We start from the raw sequence: 20,009 nt of genomic DNA, 5'->3' as shown, positions 1-20,009 counted from the left end.
GCCCGGCGCCTGGACCATGGCGTCGCCGCAGGTCGGACGGGATGCGACGCAGAAGGTCGGGGTCACCGATGACGGCGCTCGACGTACAGACGATCGCCTTCCGGGCCGGTCCACTCCACCCGCACGACACCGGGCACGGCGGTGTCCTTGATGCGCGACGGGTCGGCCCAGTAGCCGAAGTTGGGGTTGCGGAAGAACGTCGACCAGACCTGGCCGCGGTGATCCACGAAGAGGTTGTTGTGACCGGCGCCGACTCCCGCCGTCCACCGTTCGGAGTACGGTCCCTCGAAGTTGTCCGAGACGGCGGCCACCATGTCGTACTGGTACTGCACGCGGCCGGGGCCGGGTGGGTCGTAGGCATTTCGTGTGCTGCCGTCGGCATTGGCCGACGTCCGGTCCCAGGCGGCCTGGAGGAGGTAGTACTTGCCCCCGTACTTGAACACGTACACGCCCTCGAGGTACGGCTCGGGCGAGTAGGGCGTCTCCTGGAACGTCGGCAGGTTCGTCGCCGGGATGATGTCCTCCATGTCGTCCCGGAACTTCGCGTACAGGTGGTTGTGCAGCACGAGCCACGCGTCGTCGCCCTCGCTGTAGAGGCTGCCGTCGATGTGGTGGTAGGCACCGGGCTCGACGAACGCCGGTCCCCCGACGACAGAATCGCCGAAGGGTTTCTCGAGATTGCCCTCGACGAGCCGGTACGGGCCCTCGACCCCGCCCTCGCTCACGAGCATGAACGAACCGACCTTCCGCGAGTGGTCGCCCATGCACGCGGCGATGTACCACCTGCCGCGGAAGTAGTGCACTTCCGGGGCCCAGACCTCGCCGCGCCTGCCGAATCGGTCGTCGTACCAGTACTGCTGCCAAGGAGCGACGACCGTGCGTCCGGGCCGGTTCTCGTCGACGAACTCCGGTGACCACACCTTGCCTCTCTCGGCGCCGGGCCGGATGCCGGTGGTGTCCACCAGCCTCCACGGCCCGCGCAGCGACGGAGACACCCAGACGAAGATGCCGTCGTTCCACGGGGCGGCCGCGTCGAGCCCGGGCACCCGGGTGGTGCCCGTGGCGACATAGATCGGACGACCGTGGGAGACGAAGCAGTTGACGTAGGTGTCCCGCATCCAGACCCGGCCGAGCTTTTCGTCTCTCGGACGCGGCTCGAGCGGAAGGACGAAGGAGTTGTCCTCACGCGGCCACAGGTCCAGCCGGGTGTCCGCGAGACCGTAGGGCTCGAGGCAGGGCCAGTTCGATGGGTACCGCCGCGCCGGCCTGACCTCCGCCGGGGCCACCTGCGCCGCCCGCGCCGCGGTCGCGGGCAGCGCCGCCGCTCCCAGAAGCCCGGCCGCACCGGCCAGCAGGGACCGCCGACCGACATGCGATCTGTTGTCGGAACCAGTCATCAGTCACGACCTCCTCCATGACGCGGGCGTCCGTGCCCGGCCCCAGGGGACGCTACTGAGAGTTATTCCGACAGTGAACAGACGACAGAAAGTCAGCGGCGGTGAGACAGGCCTGACCGTACCCGTCAGGCCTCTTCGTCGGCGGCGCTCTCCAGCTCGTGGGCCTTCGCGGCGAGCGCCTCGCGCTGCCGGCGCATTCTCAGCACGCGCTCGTTGGTCGAGACGTGTGGGTACGGCTCGGCGGGCACGACCGGGATTCCCCTCTCGGTGGCGGCGGCCGCCAGGGCCTCGCCCACCTGGGGGAGCGAGCACAGCGCGAGCGCGGAGAACAGGCCGGTCGTCATCTCCTTGTTCCGCTGGATAAGCCCGCGATGGATGATCTCGCAGGCGACGGGTTGCGGGCCGTCTTCCTCCTCGGCCTTCTCGGCCTGCTTCTCGAGGTCCACCGTCATGGCGAGCAGAACCTGGAGAACCTTGGTGACCGCCCACTTGCGGCCCGGAACCGGAGGCAGCCGGTTGCGCAGATCGTCGATCGCGAAGTTCCAGAAGGCGCCGACGGCGAGTTCGGAGAGGTTACGGGTGCGGACCTCGGTGACCCTGTCCCACCCGGCCGTGTCGCCGTCGAACCCGATCTCGTCGGGCCCGATCTCGATCGCGCCGAACCTGTCGAGCGGGGCGAGGAGCCGACCCGTCAGGCGGGGTGCCTTCGGGTGAGCGGCGACGATCCCGCCGATCGACAGCTTCCAGGTCTCGGTCAGCGGAAGCGTCGGCGGCCGGACGGCCTTGAGCTGCTCCAGGACCCAGTCGTCGGCCTGTCTGGCGGTCGCCACGGCGCCCCGGCCGGCGGCCTGGATGGCCTCCTTGTCCAGACTCGCGGCCTTGTCCAGGCCCGCGCTCGCGGCTTCCCGGCCTTTGTCCAGGCCCGCGCTCGCGGCTTCCCGGCCCTTGTCCAGGCCCGCGCCGGCCGCGCGCCTGACGTCGCCCACTCGGTCTCTCAAGCCCATGACTGCGCCGCTCCGCTTTCGATCAACCCAGACGCATCATGCCGCATGAGTTCGCGTGACGCGTCCTCAGTGCGAGAGATCGTCAACTTGACTCGGCCCTGAAGAAGGGCCGGGTTTGGAGGTAGCTCCCCGGCTGGCTGCTGGGTGGGCTCCTCCGTCCAGTCACCGCTATGGGGTGGCAGGGACGCGTGACTCACGCCCCGCGGTCCACACAGCTTCGCCTTTGCGGGCGATGTTGCGGGAGGCGTTCCGGTCCGCGTGGGCAACGACCCCGCAGTTCCGGCAGCAGAAAACCGATTGGCTGACCCGGTTCTTGGCCTCGATGTGGCCGCACTCGCAGCACTGCTGTGAGGTGTAGGCCGGATCGACGAAGACCACGGGCACGCCGGCTCGCTTGGCCTTGTAGACGATGAAGTCTGCGAGCTGGGCGAAGGCCCAGGAGTGGAGGGTGACCCGTTGGGGCTTGCGGAGCCGTACCCTCTGCCGGATTCCCTTGAGGTTCTCCAGGGCGATTCCGGATGAGGTGCGTTCAGCCTCGGTCACGATCGTCTTGGCGATGATGTGGTTCTGGTTCGCGGCGTGACGCTTTTCCCTGCGTCTGCGTTTCTTCAGCAGCCGCTTGGCGGACTTGGTGCGCTTGTTCTGGAGCTTGCGGCGTAGTTCGAGCTGCCGCCTGCGGTGCCGGTTGAGTCCCCGTCCGGCGGCCTTGTAACCGGTGGAGGTGGTGGCGATGGCGGCGATGCCCAGGTCCATACCGATGAACCGGCCGGGCTCGTACCGCTCGGCCTCGGGCACCTCACACGTGGCGATCAGATAGAACACCCCGTCACGCCGGATCAGATCGGATTCGCCCTGCCGATAGGTCTGCAGCGTTTTGAGCGCACCCGCCGAGCAGGCGAACGCAATGTTCTTCATCCGGCCGTCGGTGGTCCACACCGACACGGTGGCGGCGTCGTACTGCCACGACAAGCACCGGTCGTCATACGGTTGCGCGGCCTCGGGACGGAACACGATCGGTTTGGTCTCGGCCTTGACCCGACGGCGAGTGCCCGGCTTGCCGAGGTTCCCCGCAGCGATGTTCGCCTTCAACGCGGTGTAGGCGTCACGGACCTTCTTGATGACGTGCTGGGCGGCTTGTGCCCCCAGTCCCCGGGACTTCAGCTCGGCGTAGGTGTGCTTACGCAGCTCGTACAGGTGCGGCACACCCTGCTCGAACGCCACAGCCGATACCCAGTTCGCCGCATCGTTCACCGTGTGCAGGGTCCGCTCAAGCGCCAGCGCCTGCCCGGCATCTGGCATGAGTTTGACCTGCACCACGATCTTCACAGAAGGTAACCGTAGCGTTCTTCTGTGTCATGCAAGGTGGGAATTCACCGATAACCACAGCGTCGCCTACACCCCCTGCGCACACACCTGGTCTCCCGCGCCCGAGCACCGGCCCAGGCGGCGCTAGTACGCCGCACACGAGGGAAGCGATTCCTCCCGGCCCTGAACTCAAGGGGCCGGGGTTCCTCGCTAGGTCATGCTGAACTGTCGGCGTGCGCACCCCTGGCGTCGAGGCGTCCCCGGCCTGAAGACTGTCCTGTCCCGGAGACAGCACCGCCCGATGACGACAGGAGCGTGAGCGTGCCGTCAGCCCGTACGAGAAGCCGGATCTGGGTTCGGATGAGCGCGCGCCCGATCGACGAGCCTCACCGCGTCTCGAGCCCGCTGGAGCTGCTGTTCGATCTCACCTTCGTGGTGGCGGTCGCGGCGATCACCGACCAGCTCGCGCACGGCGTCGCCGACGGGCACGGCCTGAGCCGGCTGATGCCGTTCCTCCAGGTCTTCTTCGCGATCTGGTGGGCGTGGATGAACTTCACCTGGTTCGCGTCGTCGTACGACACCGACGACGTCCCGTACCGGCTGCTGACCATGGTGCAGATGGCCGGCGTGCTCGTCCTCGCCGCGGGCGTGCCGGCCGCGTTCGACCACTCCGACTACCGCGCCGTGACACTCGGCTACTTCATCATGCGGATCGCGCTCGTCGTCCAGTGGCTGCGGGCCGGCGCCGAGGACCGGGCGAGCCGGCGCACCGCGCTGCGGTACGCCGCCGGCATCACCGTCGTGCAGGTGGGCTGGGTGCTCCGTCTCTTCTTCGGCGACGCCTCGTCCGTTCGGCTGCCGCTGTTCGTCTGCCTGGACGTCCTCGAGCTGCTGGTGCCTCTGTGGGCGGAACGCGCCAGGTCCACCAACTGGCACCCGCACCACATCGCCGAGCGCTACGGGCTGTTCGTGATCATCCTGCTCGGCGAGAGCGTCCTCGCCGTGGCCCGGGGAGTGGAGGGCGCGCTCCGCGAGACCGCCATCAGCGGATCCTTCGTCACCATCGCTCTGTCCGGCCTGGCCCTGTTGTTCGCCCTCTGGTGGATCTACTTCCTCGCCCCGGCCGGCGAAGGCCTCCGCGACCGTCGCGACCGGTCGTACCTGTGGGGATACGGCCACTACGCCATCTTCGCGAGCCTCGCGGCCCTCGGCGCCGGACTGGAAGTCGCCGTCGAGCAGACCGGACACGAGATCGAGCCGTCGTCCCGGGCGATCTGCTACGCCGTCGCGATCCCCGTCGTCGTCTTCCTGGCCCTCCTCCGGCTGGTGCAGGCGCCCCTCGCCCCGCAGGGGGCGATCAACCCCGGTGCGGTGGTGGGCGGCGTCGCCGCCGTCGCCCTCCTGCCGTTGGCGGCGCCGGCGATCGGCTCGGCCACCGTGGTCGCGGCCATCGCCGTCGTCTGCGTCCTGCTGGTCACCGTCACCATCGCCGCCGGGCGGGGCCGGCCGGAGGCGTAGGGCCTGCGGGTCATCGCGCTCCGTCCCGGGCGACCTCCGCGCGAGGCTCCGCGGCGCCGGAGGTCACGGACCGCTCGTGCCGGTGGGCGGCCGACCAGGCGAGCAGCGCCAGGACGCAGAACCCGGCCGCGGTCGCGCAGGCGCCGCCCCAGCCCCAGCGGTCGTACGACGCCGTGCCCGCCGTCGTACCGAGCGCTCCGCCGACGAAGTAGACGGTCATGTACACGGTGGTGATCCGGGATCGGGCGCCGTCCACCAGGTCGTAGAGCACCGCTTGGTTGGTCACGTGGACCGCCTGGCTGCAGGCGTCCATGAGCAGCGCGCCGACGACCAGCCAGACCAGCCCGTACGTGCCGGCGGCGAGGACGCCGAACGAGCCCAGAAACAGGACGAGGGCGACGCCGGTGACCGGCCACGCCAGGTTCCGGTGCCGGTCCAGCAGCCGTCCGCCGAAGAGCACACAGCCCGCGCCCGCCGCGCCGACCAGCGCGAAGAGCCCGATCTCGGTCTGGGAGTAGCCGAACGACCGGCTCGACAGCAGAAACGTCACGGTCGTCCAGAAGCAGCTGAACGCCGCGAACTGCGCCGCACCGACCAGCGACCGCAGGCGCAGCACCGGCTCGCGCCGCGCCAGCCGTACGACGGCGCGCATCTGGGCGAGGTAGCCGATCCCGACCTCACGGGCATCGGCCGGCAGTACGCGGCTCACCGTGATCGCGGTGACGGCCATCAGCCCGGCCGCGACGGCGTAGACGCCGCGCCATCCGGCGGCGCCGGCCACGACACCGGCGAACGTACGGGAGAGCAGGATGCCCAGCAGCAGGGCGCCCATGAGCGTGCCGATGATCCGGGCACGCTGGTCGGGAGCGGCGAGCGTGGCGGCGTACGGGATGAGCATCTGCACCACGACCGAGGAGAGGCCGATGAGCACGGCCAGCACGCTCAGCACTCCCAGCCCCGGAGCGAAGGCGGTGGCCGCCAGCGCCACCGCGTCGACCGCCAGCAACGTGGTGAGCAGAGGCCGGCGGGCGATGATGTCGCCGAGCGGTACGACCAGCAGCAACCCGGCGGCGTACCCGAGCTGCGTCGCGGTGACGAGCGCACCGGCCGAGGACTGGGCCGTCCCCAGATCGTGGGCGATGCCGTGGACCAGCGGCTGCGCGTAGTAGATGTTCGCGATCGTGACGCCGCAGGTCAGCGCCAGCAATCGGACCAACGCGCGCGACAGGGCCATGTCCACTCTCCACGGGTACGGGCTTCTCGACGGCCCTCGGCACCATAGCCCGGCCGCCGGCGGCCCCTCACCGCACGGAGCCTCCGGTCCCTCCGCCGCTTTGTTCGGGCGGGTTGTTCACCTCGGCGTTCTGGTCATGGTCGTAGTTCTCGGCCGTGTTGTCGGGCGTGACCGGGGGAGTCGGCGTCGGGGTGGGCGCGGGTGCCGCGGCGGGCGGGGCGGGTGCGGTGGGCTGCTGAGAACCGCTGTCGGCTCCGTCGTCACCGTTCTGCTGGTTGTTCTGGGCAGCGGTGTTCTGGTCATCTCCCTTGTCGTCGCCGGTCTTTTCCCCGTCGTCGTCGTTCTTGTCTCCCGAGTCGGCGCTGTTCTGGTCGTCGGTTTCCTGGCGGCTGCCGGCCGTGGCGTCACTGGGGTCGTTTCCGCCGTCGGTGTCGTCGTCGTTCGCCTTGTAGCAGGGGTTGGTGCCGCACTCGGCGGTCAGCAGGTGGATGCCCGGGTCGGTGACGTTGACCGTCCCGTCGTCCTCCTGCGGACCGTTGTTGTCATGGTCGAAATGAGGGCCGTCATCGTTGTCGAAGTCCGCGCTGCCTCCGGCGCAACCGGCCGGTGGGCAGTTCTGGTCGCCGCTGTTCTGATCGCCGCTCTCGCACGTGTTCACCTGTTCGCACAGGGCTTTCGTGACCTCCGTACCGGGCTTGAACGGCGTCGGCGGTTCGCTGCCGCCGTCGTCGGTGGTGACGAGCGGCGGCCGATGGCCGATGTCGATGGTGGTCTTCGATCCGGTGGGTTTCGAGCCGGTGTCATGAGTGTCTTGGCCGCCGGTCCGCACGCAGTGGTCGTTCGTGTCGCCGTGACCGGTGCAGTCGACGGTGACGTCTCCCTTCTTGGTGACGCAGTGCGTGCGGCCGTCGGTGCCGAAGTCGCAGTGCTGGGTGCCCTGGTCTCCGGCCAGTTGACCGTCGCAGCTCGTGCCGGTGGACGAGGTCCGGCACGTCTGGGTGCGCTTGTCGGGATAGGTCAGCGTGCACGTGTGGTCGGCGGTGGTGCCGGCGCAGCGGGTACCGGACCCGTCGGCGCCCGTGCTTCCGCAGTCCGCGGTGGCCTGGAGGTAGACGCACGAGGTCTCGTCGCCGTGGGCGTTCGTGGTCTGGCAGATCAACCCCCCGGTCGTGGTCGCCTGGCAACCGGGCGGTGTGGTCCCGGAGTGCGACGGACCGTCCTGAGAGTCCCAGCCGCACGTCCCGTCCTTGTGGCAGTAGGTGACGTCGAGGGCTTGGCCGGCGTCGCCCGTGTCGGGCATCGGCCAGCCGCAGGAGCCGTCCTTGTGGCAGTAACCGGTCGCGCCGCTCTGCGCCGTGATGTCCGTGCCCGTGCAGTCGAACTGAGCGCAGATCGCGGAGGCCAAGGCCTCGTTGTGGCCGCCGCTCGTGGTGTTGTTCGCCGAGCAGGTCCCGCCCGGGCAGAGAGAAGCGATCTTCGGGCGCTGGGAGCCGTTGCCGTTCCCGAAGGGCCCGCCACCGCTTCCCCCCATTCCGCCCGTCATCATCGAGAAGCCGAACCCGCCGATACCCGTCTGCACGCTGTCGCGGGTCTGCTCGGACTGCCCCTGTTCGTCATCCCACAGATCGGTCCCACCGGCGTACGCCGTCGTCGAAAACGAGATGTCGCGATCCTCGATGCATCGACCGTTCTCCCGGTGGCCCAGGCAGATGTCGTTGCCGGGTCCGTCGTGCAGGTCTTCGATGCAGTGGCCGTTCTCCATGTGGCCGAAGCAGATGTCGTTGCCGGGTCCGTCGTGCAGGTCCTCGATGCAGTGGCCGTTCTCCATGTGGCCGAAGCAGATGTCGTTGCCGGGCCCGTCGTGCAGGTCCTCGATGCAGTGGCCGTTCTCCATGTGGCCGAAGCAGATGTCGTTGCCGGGCCCGTCGTGCAGGTCCTCGACGCAGCGGCCGTTCTCCATGTGACCGAAGCAGAGGTCGTTGACCAGGCCTCCGTACGGGTCGGGGCCGACGCAACGTCCCCGCTCCATGTGGCCCAGGCAGGTGTCGCATGCCGGACCGCTCCGGCTGCAGTTGAGGTCCGGCAGGCCGCCCGTGGCGTTGGCGGCCGTGGAGTGCTCCTGGATCGACAGGCCGTTCTGCTGAGGCTGTCGCTGGACCGGGATCGGCCCGTACGAGCTGCGCGGCGTCTGATCGGTGCCGGTGGGCCGTTCCACCTCTCTCCCGGGAAGCGGGGAGAATTCCGGCCTGGTGCCGGAGGTGACGCTCGGCTCGGCGTACGGCTGCCACTCCGGGGCCGCCTGCGGCATCTCGGGAACGCTCGCCGGCACGGGGAGCGTTATCGCCGCGCCACCGCCGACCTGGGGGCGGGTGACCACGGTGCGCAGAGTCTCACGCAACTCACGTTCGAGGCCGTCCAGCGTGGCCTGGTCGCCGTCGGTGCGTGCCTGCTCGATGCGGCGCAGCAGTTCGCGGAGCTTCTGCAGATCGGGGTAGAGCAGCGACTGTCCGGGGACGGGCCGTTCGGGTAGCCGGCCGAGGCGTTCGACGATGGTCGCGATCTCGTCCGGTGACACCGAACCCGGGTCCGCGATCAGCCGGTCGTAGAGGCGAGCGAGTTCGTTGAGGAGCCGTCGGCGTTCCAGGTTCGTCGGGGAAGTGGCCGGGTCCTCGTCGTTCTCCTCGGGGGAGACGATGTCGCTCAGCCAGTCGCCGGAGTCGCTCGATGTCGGCGCGGTGCCGGGGTCCTGGGCGGTGTCGGGCGACGCCTCCGGCTGCTCCGTGGGCTCCGGCTGCTGCGTGGCCTCGGGCTGTGCCGTGGCATCGGGGTTCTGCGCGGGGGTCCGGACGGGGGTGGAGGGCACGGTGCGGGAGCCGTCCTCCCTTTCCCAGCGGTCGGCGTCCTGGGTGTTCTTCAGCTCTTCGCGGGCCTGCTGCTGGATCTCAGCCAGCGACTGCAGTGCCGCTTCCTCCGCGTGTTCTCGCAGCTTGCGGCCGAATCCGGGGATCAGGGAGATCGCTTTGTCGATCAGATCCGGCGCCTGGCCGATCGACCGGCCGGCGACGTAGTTGAGGTTGACCCCGGACAGGTTGAACCCGCCGTACGCGGGGCTGATGGCGCCCGGCTGCGGGATCAGCGGGTTCTGGTCGCCGAGGGAGAAGAACGTCGAGGCCACGAACTCACGGCTGAAGTTGTACTCCCAGTCCCGCCGGGTCGCGTGGACCAGCTCCCACAGGGTCTGCCGCGGAGTCAGTCCGGCCGTTCTGGTCTGGCCCTTGTTCTCGTTGGTGTACTGGATCTGGAGGACGCCGCCCACCGAGCCGACCTTGAGCCTGTTCACGAAGATCGGGAAGACGACGAGCAGGCCGACGCCGAAGTCCCACTTGTGCTGGGGCGCCATCCGCGCGCCGGGACTGTCCTTGACGAGATCCTTGCCGGTCGCGGGCTCGGCGTGAGACCACGTCCAGGGCAGTGTGCGTTCCTCCCCGGCGTGCGGCGAGTAGCGCGTCGTGACCTTCAGGTCGACCTTGCCGGTGAGGCCGTAGACGTCGTCGCTTCCGGGCAGCAGGAGCCCGTTCTCCACAGAGACGTACGTCCGGGGGATGACGAGCACGTCGTACCCGTGGACGGGCACGGTGAAGGGGGCGTTCGGCGGGCCGTTGACGCTGCCGGAGTACCTCAGCATCTCCGTCGGGCTGCGCAGCTCGACGCGCTTGAAGTCGTGCTTGGCGGTGACGTCGTAGACGCTGCCGTCAGGCATCCGCACCTCGTACTTCGCCTGGCTGAACACCGTGACCGGCAGCAGCCCGGCGTACGGATTGACCGAGTGCCGGAAGACCCGGTAGTGCGACGTCGGCGGCGTGAGCTGCGTGATCTCGGCGCCGGCCCACTTCAGCGGGTTCCGCGACGTCTCCGGCGACTCGACGTTATGGAGCTCGACGGTGGAGGTGGAGGCCGGCCGGCCGGTCCTCTCGTCGGCCGGTGACGCGATCGTCGTCATGGTCGACCTCGGCGGCACCGGGGTGCGCGCCGGGTCGTCCGGCCGCCACCGGGCGAGGTCGCCGAGGATGTTCCGCAACGCCGCCTGGAGCCGGATCCGGTCGCGCCGGTCCTTCGCGGACGGCGCCGTCTCGGCGTCCAGCGCGGCCAGCTCCTTCTTCGTCCTGGCCAGGGCCCGCAGCAGCGAGGCCAGCCCCGCACGCGCGGCCCGTCGGTCCTCCAACCGGTCGATCCGCGTCCGGTCCTTGCGGCGGAAGTACTCGATGAGGCCGCCGAGACCGTGGGTCCGGCGGAGCCAGACCGACGTACGAAGCGTCTTCGTCACCGCGGCTTCGACGTCATCCGGCCGGCCGCCGCGGGACTGGCGCAGGTTCTCCCGGCGCTCGATCCGGGCGAGGCGGCGATCGAGTGCGTCGATCTCGCCGCGCAGCTTCCTGATCTTCCGGGTGTCCTGGTCCCACTCGGCGAACCACAGGTCGTTCTCCAGCCGGCGTATCCGCTGGAGCACCGAGGCGGCCGACTCGGTGTCGCGCCGCAGCGTGTACCCGCCGTCCATGACCTGCTCGGCGAGTCCGCGTTCCTCGAAGTAGCGGTACACCAGCAGCGCGTACCGCAGCGTCGCGGCGACGGATGACGGCAGGCCCGCGCCGTACTCGCGCAGCAGGGCGGCGTCGCTCGCGGACGGCTTCGTCTCGCCCGCCAGCCGTTCCAGCCGGGCCAGCCACTGCCCCTCGCGGGCCGCGTCCAGCGCGCTCTCGGCCGCGTAACCGGCGATCAGCCGCTGGAGTTTCTCCGCCATCCGACGCCCCAGCGGGCCGACATTCGGATCGGGACGCTGGGCCTGACGCTGCCGCGCGAGCGCGTCGAGGGCGTCCCGCCGGAGCTCCTCGTCCCGGTCGATCAGCGTCTGGAGCAGCGCCAGCGCGTCGCGGAGCGGCCGCGCCTTCTCACGGTCCTCCAGGGCGGCCTTGAGCTCGGGGAACTCCCAGCGGATCCGGTTCTCCTGCGCGTTGATCCGGGCCTGGATCTCCGCGGACCAGTTCTCCGGCTGCCCGGGGTCCGAAGGGTCGTCCCTGGCATCGCCGCCGGTCGCCGTCGGCGGCCGGCGCCGGCCGCCTCCGCCGGAGCCCTGGAAGAACTGCGCCCGCCGGACCGGAGGAGACTGGCTCGTCCTCCGGGGCCGGGTGCGGCTCCGCGCGGAAGAGGTCCGGGCCGTCCGTCCGGCCGGCGTACGGGACGCGGTGGCGCGCCGGGGGCTCGACGCCCGCTGAAGCCGGCCGAGCAGGTCAGGGAGCTCTTCCGGCAGGGAGGCGTCCTGGCCGGGAGGCGGGGCGGCCGTGCTCGTCTCCGCGCGGACCGGGCGTACGCCGGCCGGCGACGTCGGTACGCCGAGGTCGCCGACGAGCACCGCCACGATCACCCCGGTCGCGACGAACCTGACAACCGAGCCGAACCGGCACCGGCCCAGCGCGCCGACGCAGCCGAACACCACGGCGAACGCGCCGGCCACGATGCGGATCGACTCGAGCGTGTGCATCTACGAGAGGTTCGGCCAGGCCGAGGGGGTGGTCGCGGTCGCCGGATCGTCGTCGTTCTGCGGCGGCGCGTACGAGTACGGCGTGGACGTGTCCTCGTCGCCGGTGTCCGTGGACGTGTCGCGGGCGGGGGAGGAGGTCGCGCCGTCGTCGAGGAGGCACAGCGGGACGATGGTGCCACCGCGCTGCCGGTCGGAGACCGGGCAGGGAGCGCACGCACGGTACGTCCCGTCGGCGCCGGGACACAGGAACGTCTTCCCGGCGGCGCTCGTCCGGCGGGCGGTGTCGTGCGCGGGATCGAGCGCGTCGCACACGCGGCGGAGCGCTTCCAGGGCCCGCGAGCCGGACGTCATCGGCGTACCGTCCGCCGCGGCCGTGCCGGCGGGACACGGCACACAGCGCTGGGGCGTCGCCCCGGACGCGGTGCCGCTCCGCGTGATCAGGCAGACACCCGCGTCGCGAGCGGCGTCGGGCGTGTCCGTCGTCGTATCGTCGCCGGGGCGCTCGCAGACCTGCGGTGTGTCACCGCTCGCGCCGTCGTCGCCGAAGGGGATCCGGCGGGGACATGTGGTGCAGTACTGCGGCGTCATGCCCGTCACCGACGTCCTGCCGTCCTCCAGCGCACAGATGTCCGGTCGCCCGGAGGCCGACGCGTCGTCGTACGGCAGGGCGTCGTCGGACGTGAGATCCAACGCGTCCGGCGTATCGGGTGTGTCCGTGCTCAGGGCGTCCGCGAGGTCGCTCAGCTCCGGGTTCGGGTCGTCGATCGTGGTCTTCGGCTCGCCGGCCGGCCGATCGTTCGCGGCGAGCACGACGGGGTGTTTCTTCGCGGCGGCGCGGGCGGCCTTCCACGAGCGTGCCTCCGCGACGAGTCGCTTCTGCTGGGTGGCCAGGGTCTTGTCGCGGGCGCGCAACCGGGACTCCAGCTTCGTGAGCTCGCTCGATGAGGTGCCGTTCGCGCGCATCGCCGCGAGGGTGTTCAGCGACTTGGCGACGAGCCGCCGCTGACGCTGGTTGGCGCGCAACCGGCTCGCGTACGGTGTGCCGGCGGCGACCTTCACGTCCACCATGGCGACCTTGGCCCGGGCCGGCTCATGCTTCTTCTTCGCCGGCTTTCGGGCGTGCTTCGAGGGCTTGGGCGACGCCGGCGCGGTCGGGACCGGCTCCGGTCGCGCGGCGGAACGCTGCGCGTGGCCGCCCCCGTACACCGCCATGCCCACGGCGATGACGCCGCAGACGAGTGCGGCTGCGAGAAAGAGCAAGGGCCAGGACGGGCGCTTGTCGCCGGCCGTTTCACGGCGGGCGAATCCGGGCTTTTTCACGGGGACGACTCCTCGTCGGGTTACCGGGGGATCGACGCGCGTCACCGCCCTGCGGCGTCGAGCGTTCGCGGCGCGGTCGGGCGTCGAGGAAAGGGAAAAGAGCGGCGCCATTGCGCCGTGTCGCGTGTCGCGGCCTGGCCGGCGACCCGCCTTCAAGCGCGTCAGGGAAGATCACCCAACACACCCGGTATCCGAGAACAAAGAATGAGCGCGAGGGACGTCGCTGTCAAGGCCTGCTCGTCAGTCCGGCGAACGTACGGCTTGACGAAAAGTGGAGCTTTGCCGAGAATTACCGTTGCCATCGGCGCGATGGTGGAACCGCTGTGAGATCTCCGCGGCGGTCATCCGGTTGAGCCGGCTGCTGAACAAGTGGTGGCGTGCCGCGTCGGGTTGGTGCCCATCCGTCGTTCCCACGACGGAGCACCGCGTACTGCACTCCTTACTTTCTTCGACCAGGTGCAGGCGTACGCCCGGCGTCGCCGCGCATCCGAGGAGCAGCAATGTCCCGTCGCGTCTCCCACGCCTCCGGCCGCCTGAGCGCCGGTGTTCGCGTCCTGGCCTCCGCCGTCCGCCGCCTGGCGGTGCTGCTGAGACCTACTCCACACACGCTGCTGTGGCCCGTCGTCGCCGCTGTGGCGTGCACCCTCCTGACCGCGGGGGGCCCGCGTTCGGACGTGATCCAGATGGTCACGCCGGCCAAGACGCCGAACCGCCCGGCGTCCGCACACCCGGCGACTCGCGAGCCGGCCGAGCTGACGAAGGTCCGCAGCGCACTGCGGGCGATGCGAGCCGTCCAGCGCGAGCTCGCGGGCGTCCCCGGAGCCTCGTCGGACGTGTACGACCGGGCCACCGGAGAACTCGCCAGGCTGGAACGGACCCTGACCGCCCAGCCGGCCGGTCCGGCCGAAGACGTCTCCCAGCCGGCCGCGTCGGCGGACGCGGTGCGCGCGCGCATCAGCCGCAAGGTTCTCGCCTTCGCCCGTGCCCAGATCGGCAAGCCGTACATCTACGGCGGGGTGGGCCCGCGCGGCTTCGACTGCTCCGGCCTGACGATGGAGGCCTACCGCGCGGCGGGAATCAAGATCCCGCGCACGTCCGACGTCCAGTACTTCCACACCCACCACATCGCGAGGGGTAAGGAGCGCCCCGGAGACCTGGTGTTCTTCAACTACCACCGTGGCATGACCGGCCCCGGCCACGTGGGGATCGTCCTCGACCCGGCTCGCCACACCATGATCGTGGCGCCGCACACCGGCACGACGGTGAAAATCCAGAACTACCTGGCCGTGGGCCGGGTGGACGGTCTCGTGGGCTTCACCCGGCCGGGCCACGGCGGAGCCGGCAAGGCCCCCGCGTCCCCCGCACCCGCCGGCCACCCGAACAGCCGGGACGACCGGCCGAAGACGGTCCGCGGAACGGCCGTCACCCCGATCGTCACCGCCGCCAGGGTGACGCACACACCCACCCGTACGCCGCACGCCCACCCGCATCCGGCCGCCGAGCGACACCCCGCGAAGAAGACCACGACGAAGAAGAAGACCGTGCTCAAGGCGGCCGTGAAGAGGCCCGCGGCGCAGGAGACGGTGATCCGTGCCTCGCGTTCCGCGCCGCTCGTGTCGTGGCCGGAATCCTCCGACCGGCGTGGCGAACGGACGGGAGAAAACCACGCGGCCACGCGGGATGCGGGTTGCGGCGCCGCCCGGCATCGGTCCGGCGCCGACGGGCGCGGCGTCAGACTTCACGGTGGAGTGGGCCAGCGGGCCACCGGCGCCCACGCGACGCGTCACACGGATCAGCGGGATGGTCGCCATGACGCCGGCGAGTAGATCCAGGGCCCGACGTACCTGCGCCCTGCCCGGGTGTGACCGGCCGATCGTTCCCACGGCGGACGGTTCCCCTCGGCTGTACTGCGCGCCCGCTCACCGAGCCGAAGCGCGCCGCCGCAGACGCGCCACCGCGTCCTCCCAGGTCATCGGCACAACGCCCGCCGCCCTCGCGAGCACACGCGAGCCACGGCCGGCCCAGGCCGCGACGGCGAGGACCAACACCGTACGACCGGCACCGGCCACGGCGGCGAAGCCGGCCACGGTACGGCCGCAGGTCGCGGGGGCGAAGCCCGTTACGGTACGGCCGCGGGCCGTAGAGGGAAGGGCGGCCACAGCCCGGCCGGCCCGGGTTCCAGGAGTGAGGACCGGTGCCACTCGGTCATCCGCCGGATCGGCGAGCCGCGTGCGACGAGTTCCTGACCAGGTCATAAGGCGATGGCATCGTCTGCGGGCCGTGATCGCGAGCGGCGTACGGCGCAGGGGCGACCGCCGGGTGCTCCGGCGGAGCGGGACCGGGCTGGTGGTTCTGGTGCTGCTGGCCGTCATGGTGTCCGCTGAGCAGCCCCGATCCGGTACCGGTGCCCCACCGGAACGGCGTACGGCGGCGGCCGGGCAGGCGCGGACGGTCGCACCGGAAGAGCTCATCCGGCAGCGGTCCGGCACGACCGCCCGGTCACTGGCGCTGGCCGACCGCCGCATCCGTACGGTGCGCGACGCCAGGCGGAAGCTGGACCGCCTGCCGGCCGGCCGTAAGAACGCCGACATCGCCGCCGCGATCCACCGGTTGGAGCGGCAGGAGCAGCGGCTCAGCCAGGTGATCAAGGCGCTTCACCGGTGGACGGCCGACTCCGCGAGCTACTCCCGCGACATCGCCCGGCGAAACCGGATCGATGCCGAGATCACCGATGTCGACCGCGCGCTGACGGCGCTGCGCGCCGTACCGCTGCGGGCGAACACCCCGTACCTGCGGGCGGCGACCCGGCGGCTGTCGCGTCGGCGGAAAACCCTGCACCGGGAACGAACCAGCATCACAGGAGCGATCGCCGGCCTGGAGCGGAGGCTGGTCGCCCCGCTGCCGAGCTGATGACCTCCGGAGGCTCGGCGGATGCGCGTTCCGGCGCTACGGAACGCACGGTCGCGTGCTCTAAGTTCTGCGCTGCGTACGCATTTGTCCCAATCTCTGTTCCGGAAACAGTGAAGTTCTGCCGCATACGAGGGCATTGACCAATAAAATGCTCACTGCCGCGTAATTCACGATCAAATAACCTGGTAAAGGATAGATCGGTGACTCCTATTCGGGTGGCCCGCCATGTCCGCTGAGGATGACGCCAAACCGCCGGAGACATGCGCCCTGCCGGGCTGTGAGCGGCCGGTGGAGCCGACCGAAGACGGTTCGGTGCGGCGCTACTGCAGCCGTACTCACCGCGTCCAGGCTCGCCGGTTGCGCAGGTTGGCCGGAGAGATGGGGAGACCGGCGGCCAAGGTCCTCGGCGAGCTCCAGGCCGACGCGGTCACCGATACGGGAGATGAGCAGGACGCTCCCGGTCTCGCGGATCCACCGGTCCAGGGCGCCGCCGGAGATGCCCCCGCCGCCGAAACCGACGATGCGGCCCTGATGTCGGAAACGTCCGTCGAGTCCCCTGATGACGCCCCGGCCGTACCTCCCACGCCGGGCGATGACTCGCGGACCCGCGCGGACGCCCCGGCCGTCGGGCGGCCTGAGAACGCGGACGCGGATCCGCCGGCGGAGGTGTCCGGGGAGCAGGGGGCGCCTGTCGCGACGGCGGGAGACCGGAGGAAGCGCGTCGCGTGGACGGCGGGGGCGGTGGCGGTGGCAGCTGCGGCCGCCGCGGTCCTCCTGTCTCTCGACCACCACCACGCGGCGCCGCCGAACGCCGCGCCCGGTCCACGGGTGACCGCGACCGTCACCGCCGGCCCGAGCCAGGTGACGGTCTCTCCGGTCGGCAAGACGTCTCCGGACCACGGTGGTTCCGGCCGCGACCGTCCGAAGAGTCACGGCGGCGACACCGCCGGGCCGGACGCTCCGGGCTCAGGGGGAACGGCGTCGCGGAAGGACGCACCGGTCAGAGCGCTGTCCGCCGTTCGCTACGGATTCGAGAACGGCAGGCAGGGCTGGAGCGTCTTCTACGGCGACGACAGTCTCAGCGCGGGTGTCGCCTCGGACCCGGCCTATCAGGGCACGCACGCGCTCCGATTGGCCGTGAAGGGTTCTGACTACGGGGCCACCGGAGTCGACCATCCGCCGGGCGTGCACGGCGGCACGGTCGTGACGTACCGGGTCTGGACCGATGGGCGGTCGCCGGGCTCAGCCACGCCGTTCGTCCAGGACGCCGGCTACCACAACCATTTCGTGTCCGGCGCCGCGGTCTCGCTGTCCGCTCACCGCGGCTGGCGCGAGATCACCTGGACCGTCCCCGGCGTCTCGGTCCTCGCCATCGGCCTGCAGGTCGGCCAGTCCAAGAAGGGTGCCGTCCTCGCCCTGGACGGCATCACCTGGTGAGGGACGTCACGGGTCCCGGACGAGCATCCGCTGGTTGATCTTGCAATGAGTACGCTTCCACTTGCAGATCGCGTTCTGCGTGGCGGTTTGGCCGCCGATGTTCTGGTTGGAAACGTTCTGGTGGCCGCGAATGTACGACGGATCGTTCACGGCGAAGATGTTCTTGTTGAACTTTCCGTTCCCTGAGCGGCTGATGATGGTGTGGTTCCTGTCGGCGGAGCCGGCCCCCCCTCCTCTGGTGGGAGTCAGAGCCGCGCTCGCGCCGGTCGCCGGTGTCAGGGCGACCGGCACGACAATGGCCGTCGCGACCAGTGCGCCCCGGGCCAACCGGATGAACGGTTCCGGGGCGCGGTGATGGCTCATGTCGCGGTGCACATCGGCGTGATACCCGTGCCCGAACGACGATCACGGGTGCGGGTGATAAGGGGCGCCGATGATTACTCACTCTTTGCCGTCAGGGCGCTGGATAAGGCGTTATATCCCCAGTTCGGATTCGCACCGGAGGGACCGGCGGAGGACCATCAGCCCCGGCGCGCGGTGTCCTGCCCGCGGAGCGCGTTGAGGATCGTCTGATGGGCGATCCAGCCGACGACGGCGGTCTTGTCGTCACCCAGCACGGGAACACCCGTTCCCTGCGTGTTGACGAGTACGTGCAGGGCGTCGGCGAGGGCGTCGTGGGCGATGACGGGGGTGGGCAGCTCGGCGAGTTCACCGATCGTGGCGGGCGGGCGGTCGCTGTCGGTGAGCGCCTCGGCGGCGGCGCGGGCGGTCACCGTGCCGCAGTACCGGCCGTCGGACGAGGTCACGGGCAGGACGCCGTGCTCGGAGGTGACCAGGAGGCGTGCCGCATCTTCCAACGTGGTGGTGTCGGGCAGCGACGGGGGGACCGGCTCCATCACCTCGGCGACCGGCGTGGTGGCCAGCGGGTTCACCGGTTCCGGGGCGTCGAGGTGGACGCCCCGGCGCCGGAGTTTGAGCGTGTAGATCGTGTCGCCGGTCAGCACGCGGCTGACGACGGTCGCCAGGACGATGGCGAGCATGAGCGGCAGGATGATCGAGTACTCACCGGTGAGCTCGAACATGATGATCACCGCGGTGATCGGCGCGCGGGCCGCTCCGGCGAACACCGCTCCCATGCCGACCAGCCCGTACGCGCCGGGCGAGGTGGCGAGCCCCGGGACCAGATGGTGCGCGATGATGCCGTACGCGCTGCCGGCCATGGCGCCCATGAACAGGCTGGGCGCGAAGACGCCCCCCGAGCCGCCGATGCCGATGGTGAGGCTGGTCGCGAGCGCCTTGCCGACCAGCAGAAGGAGCAGGAAGCCGACGAGGTACCGGCCATCGATGGCGTTCTCCAGAACGGGATAGCCGACGCCGTACATCTGGGGCAGCGCGAGGAGCAGACCGCCGAGGAGGAGCCCGCCGACGGCCGGGCGAAGCCATTCGGGGCCACGCCAGGCCCAGTCGCACAGGTCCTCGACGAGGTAGAGGACGCGGGTGAATCCCACACCGGCCGCTCCGGCGAGCACTCCCAGGCCGGCGTACAGCAGGTACTCGGCCGGGTGGCTCACGTGGAAGGCGGGCAGTTGCAGGAACGCGGTGTCACCGAGCGCGGCACGGCCGACCACGCTGGCGGTCACGCTGGCCAGCACGACCGCGCCGAAGGACTCCGCGGTGAAGTCGCGCAAAATGAGCTCCATCGCGAAGAACACGCCGGCCAGTGGCGCGTTGAACGTGGCCGCGATCCCGCCGGCGGCGCCGCAGGCGACCAGGACGCGGAGCCGGTTCTCGGTCAGCCGCAGGGCCTGGCCGATGCTGGAGCCGAGGGCGGAGCCGATCTGCACGATCGGGCCCTCACGGCCGACCGAGCCCCCCGATCCGATGCACAGCGCCGAGGCCAGGGACTTGACCACCGCGACTCGTGGGGCGATCCGTCCGCCGCGCTGGGCCACCGCGAACATGACCTCGGGGACCCCGTGGCCGCGTGCCTCGCGCGCGAATCGCTGCACAAGCGGGCCGTACAGCAGGCCGCCGACGACCGGGGCCAGCAGTACGAACCAGGGCCCCAGCCAGTGCAGACGCGAGTTGGACGCGTGTCCCGCCGCCGAGTAGTCGGCGTGTCCGGAGAACAGGTGAGTGAAGGTCACGATCAACCAGCGGAACACGATCGCGCCGAGCCCGGCGCCGGCGCCCACCACCAGTGCCGTCACCAGCAGCCCGGACGGGGCCTCCCGCAGACCTGTGATGACGGACGCGAGACCTCTCCGCGTACGGATCGGTCCGCGTCCGTCGGCGGCGAGGGAGTCGGGGCATGCGGACACGGGGAGATCGTTGCGGGGGGACACAAT

At 70.5% G+C, this 20,009-nt stretch carries 12 protein-coding genes; 4 read left to right on the top strand and 8 right to left on the bottom strand.

The window, feature by feature from the left end:
- Positions 1 to 62 precede the first annotated feature (62 nt).
- From ABEA10_RS19540 to ABEA10_RS19530, 3 genes are all read right to left on the bottom strand, one after another.
- Positions 63 to 1,397 (bottom strand): family 43 glycosylhydrolase, encoded by a 1,335-nt coding sequence (locus ABEA10_RS19540; protein ID WP_345465662.1) that lies wholly within the window; start codon positions 1,395 to 1,397, stop codon positions 63 to 65.
- 125 nt (positions 1,398 to 1,522) lie between these two features.
- A complete protein-coding gene (locus ABEA10_RS19535) occupies positions 1,523 to 2,383 on the bottom strand; it encodes a hypothetical protein (protein WP_345465660.1) in 861 nt (286 codons plus the stop codon).
- Between the two features lie 186 nt (positions 2,384 to 2,569).
- Entirely contained in the window at positions 2,570 to 3,727 is a 1,158-nt protein-coding gene (locus ABEA10_RS19530; protein ID WP_345465658.1) for an RNA-guided endonuclease InsQ/TnpB family protein, read from the bottom strand.
- 339 nt (positions 3,728 to 4,066) lie between these two features.
- Here ABEA10_RS19530 and ABEA10_RS19525 point away from each other — a divergent pair, with 339 nt between their 5' ends.
- Entirely contained in the window at positions 4,067 to 5,224 is a 1,158-nt protein-coding gene (locus ABEA10_RS19525) for a low temperature requirement protein A (protein WP_345465655.1), read from the top strand.
- Between the two features lie 10 nt (positions 5,225 to 5,234).
- On the opposite strand, the gene ABEA10_RS19520 is transcribed toward ABEA10_RS19525, so the two are convergent.
- The 3 genes from ABEA10_RS19520 to ABEA10_RS19510 form a co-directional block, all read right to left on the bottom strand.
- Entirely contained in the window at positions 5,235 to 6,458 is a 1,224-nt protein-coding gene (locus ABEA10_RS19520) for an MFS transporter (protein WP_345465653.1), read from the bottom strand.
- Between the two features lie 67 nt (positions 6,459 to 6,525).
- Positions 6,526 to 11,994, bottom strand: a complete 5,469-nt coding sequence (locus ABEA10_RS19515) for a hypothetical protein (RefSeq protein ID WP_345465651.1) — start codon at positions 11,992 to 11,994, stop codon at positions 6,526 to 6,528.
- Positions 11,995 to 13,314 (bottom strand): GumC domain-containing protein, encoded by a 1,320-nt coding sequence (locus tag ABEA10_RS19510; protein WP_345465649.1) that lies wholly within the window; start codon positions 13,312 to 13,314, stop codon positions 11,995 to 11,997.
- Between the two features lie 500 nt (positions 13,315 to 13,814).
- On the opposite strand from ABEA10_RS19510, the gene ABEA10_RS19505 reads away from it, so the two are divergent.
- The 3 genes from ABEA10_RS19505 to ABEA10_RS19495 all read left to right on the top strand — a co-directional run bounded on the left by ABEA10_RS19505 (position 13,815) and on the right by ABEA10_RS19495 (position 17,661).
- Positions 13,815 to 15,140 (top strand): C40 family peptidase, encoded by a 1,326-nt coding sequence (locus tag ABEA10_RS19505; RefSeq protein ID WP_345465647.1) that lies wholly within the window; start codon positions 13,815 to 13,817, stop codon positions 15,138 to 15,140.
- Positions 15,141 to 15,594: 454 nt separating this feature from the next.
- Positions 15,595 to 16,224, top strand: coding sequence for a hypothetical protein (locus ABEA10_RS19500; RefSeq protein WP_345465645.1), 630 nt, complete (start codon positions 15,595 to 15,597; stop codon positions 16,222 to 16,224).
- Between the two features lie 225 nt (positions 16,225 to 16,449).
- Entirely contained in the window at positions 16,450 to 17,661 is a 1,212-nt protein-coding gene (locus ABEA10_RS19495; protein ID WP_345465643.1) for a hypothetical protein, read from the top strand.
- A gap of 6 nt (positions 17,662 to 17,667) precedes the next feature.
- Here ABEA10_RS19495 and ABEA10_RS19490 read toward each other — a convergent pair whose 3' ends face one another.
- Both ABEA10_RS19490 and ABEA10_RS19485 read right to left on the bottom strand, forming a co-directional pair.
- Positions 17,668 to 18,036: a hypothetical protein gene (locus ABEA10_RS19490; protein WP_345465642.1), complete on the bottom strand. Its 369-nt coding sequence runs from the start codon at positions 18,034 to 18,036 to the stop codon at positions 17,668 to 17,670.
- Positions 18,037 to 18,182: 146 nt separating this feature from the next.
- Entirely contained in the window at positions 18,183 to 19,982 is a 1,800-nt protein-coding gene (locus tag ABEA10_RS19485) for a chloride channel protein (RefSeq protein ID WP_345465640.1), read from the bottom strand.
- Between the last annotated feature and the right edge of the window lie 27 nt (positions 19,983 to 20,009).

Origin of the sequence: Actinoallomurus oryzae, assembly GCF_039541955.1 — a bacterium.
GTDB classification, from domain to species: Bacteria; Actinomycetota; Actinomycetes; order Streptosporangiales; family Streptosporangiaceae; genus Actinoallomurus; species Actinoallomurus oryzae.
The sequence above is the reverse complement of the archived record's forward strand: the minus strand, read 5'-3'. Positions and strand labels throughout refer to the sequence as shown.

Excerpts from the sequence above, each read along its gene's own strand:
- ABEA10_RS19540 (WP_345465662.1), bottom strand. The coding sequence starts at position 1,397 with ATGACTGGTTCCGACAACAGATCGCATGTCGGTCGGCGGTCCCTGCTG.
- ABEA10_RS19525 (WP_345465655.1), top strand. The coding sequence starts at position 4,067 with ATGAGCGCGCGCCCGATCGACGAGCCTCACCGCGTCTCGAGCCCGCTG.
- ABEA10_RS19520 (WP_345465653.1), bottom strand. The coding sequence starts at position 6,458 with ATGGCCCTGTCGCGCGCGTTGGTCCGATTGCTGGCGCTGACCTGCGGC.
- ABEA10_RS19515 (WP_345465651.1), bottom strand. The coding sequence starts at position 11,994 with ATGCACACGCTCGAGTCGATCCGCATCGTGGCCGGCGCGTTCGCCGTG.
- ABEA10_RS19505 (WP_345465647.1), top strand. The coding sequence starts at position 13,815 with ATGTCCCGTCGCGTCTCCCACGCCTCCGGCCGCCTGAGCGCCGGTGTT.
- ABEA10_RS19495 (WP_345465643.1), top strand. The coding sequence starts at position 16,450 with ATGTCCGCTGAGGATGACGCCAAACCGCCGGAGACATGCGCCCTGCCG.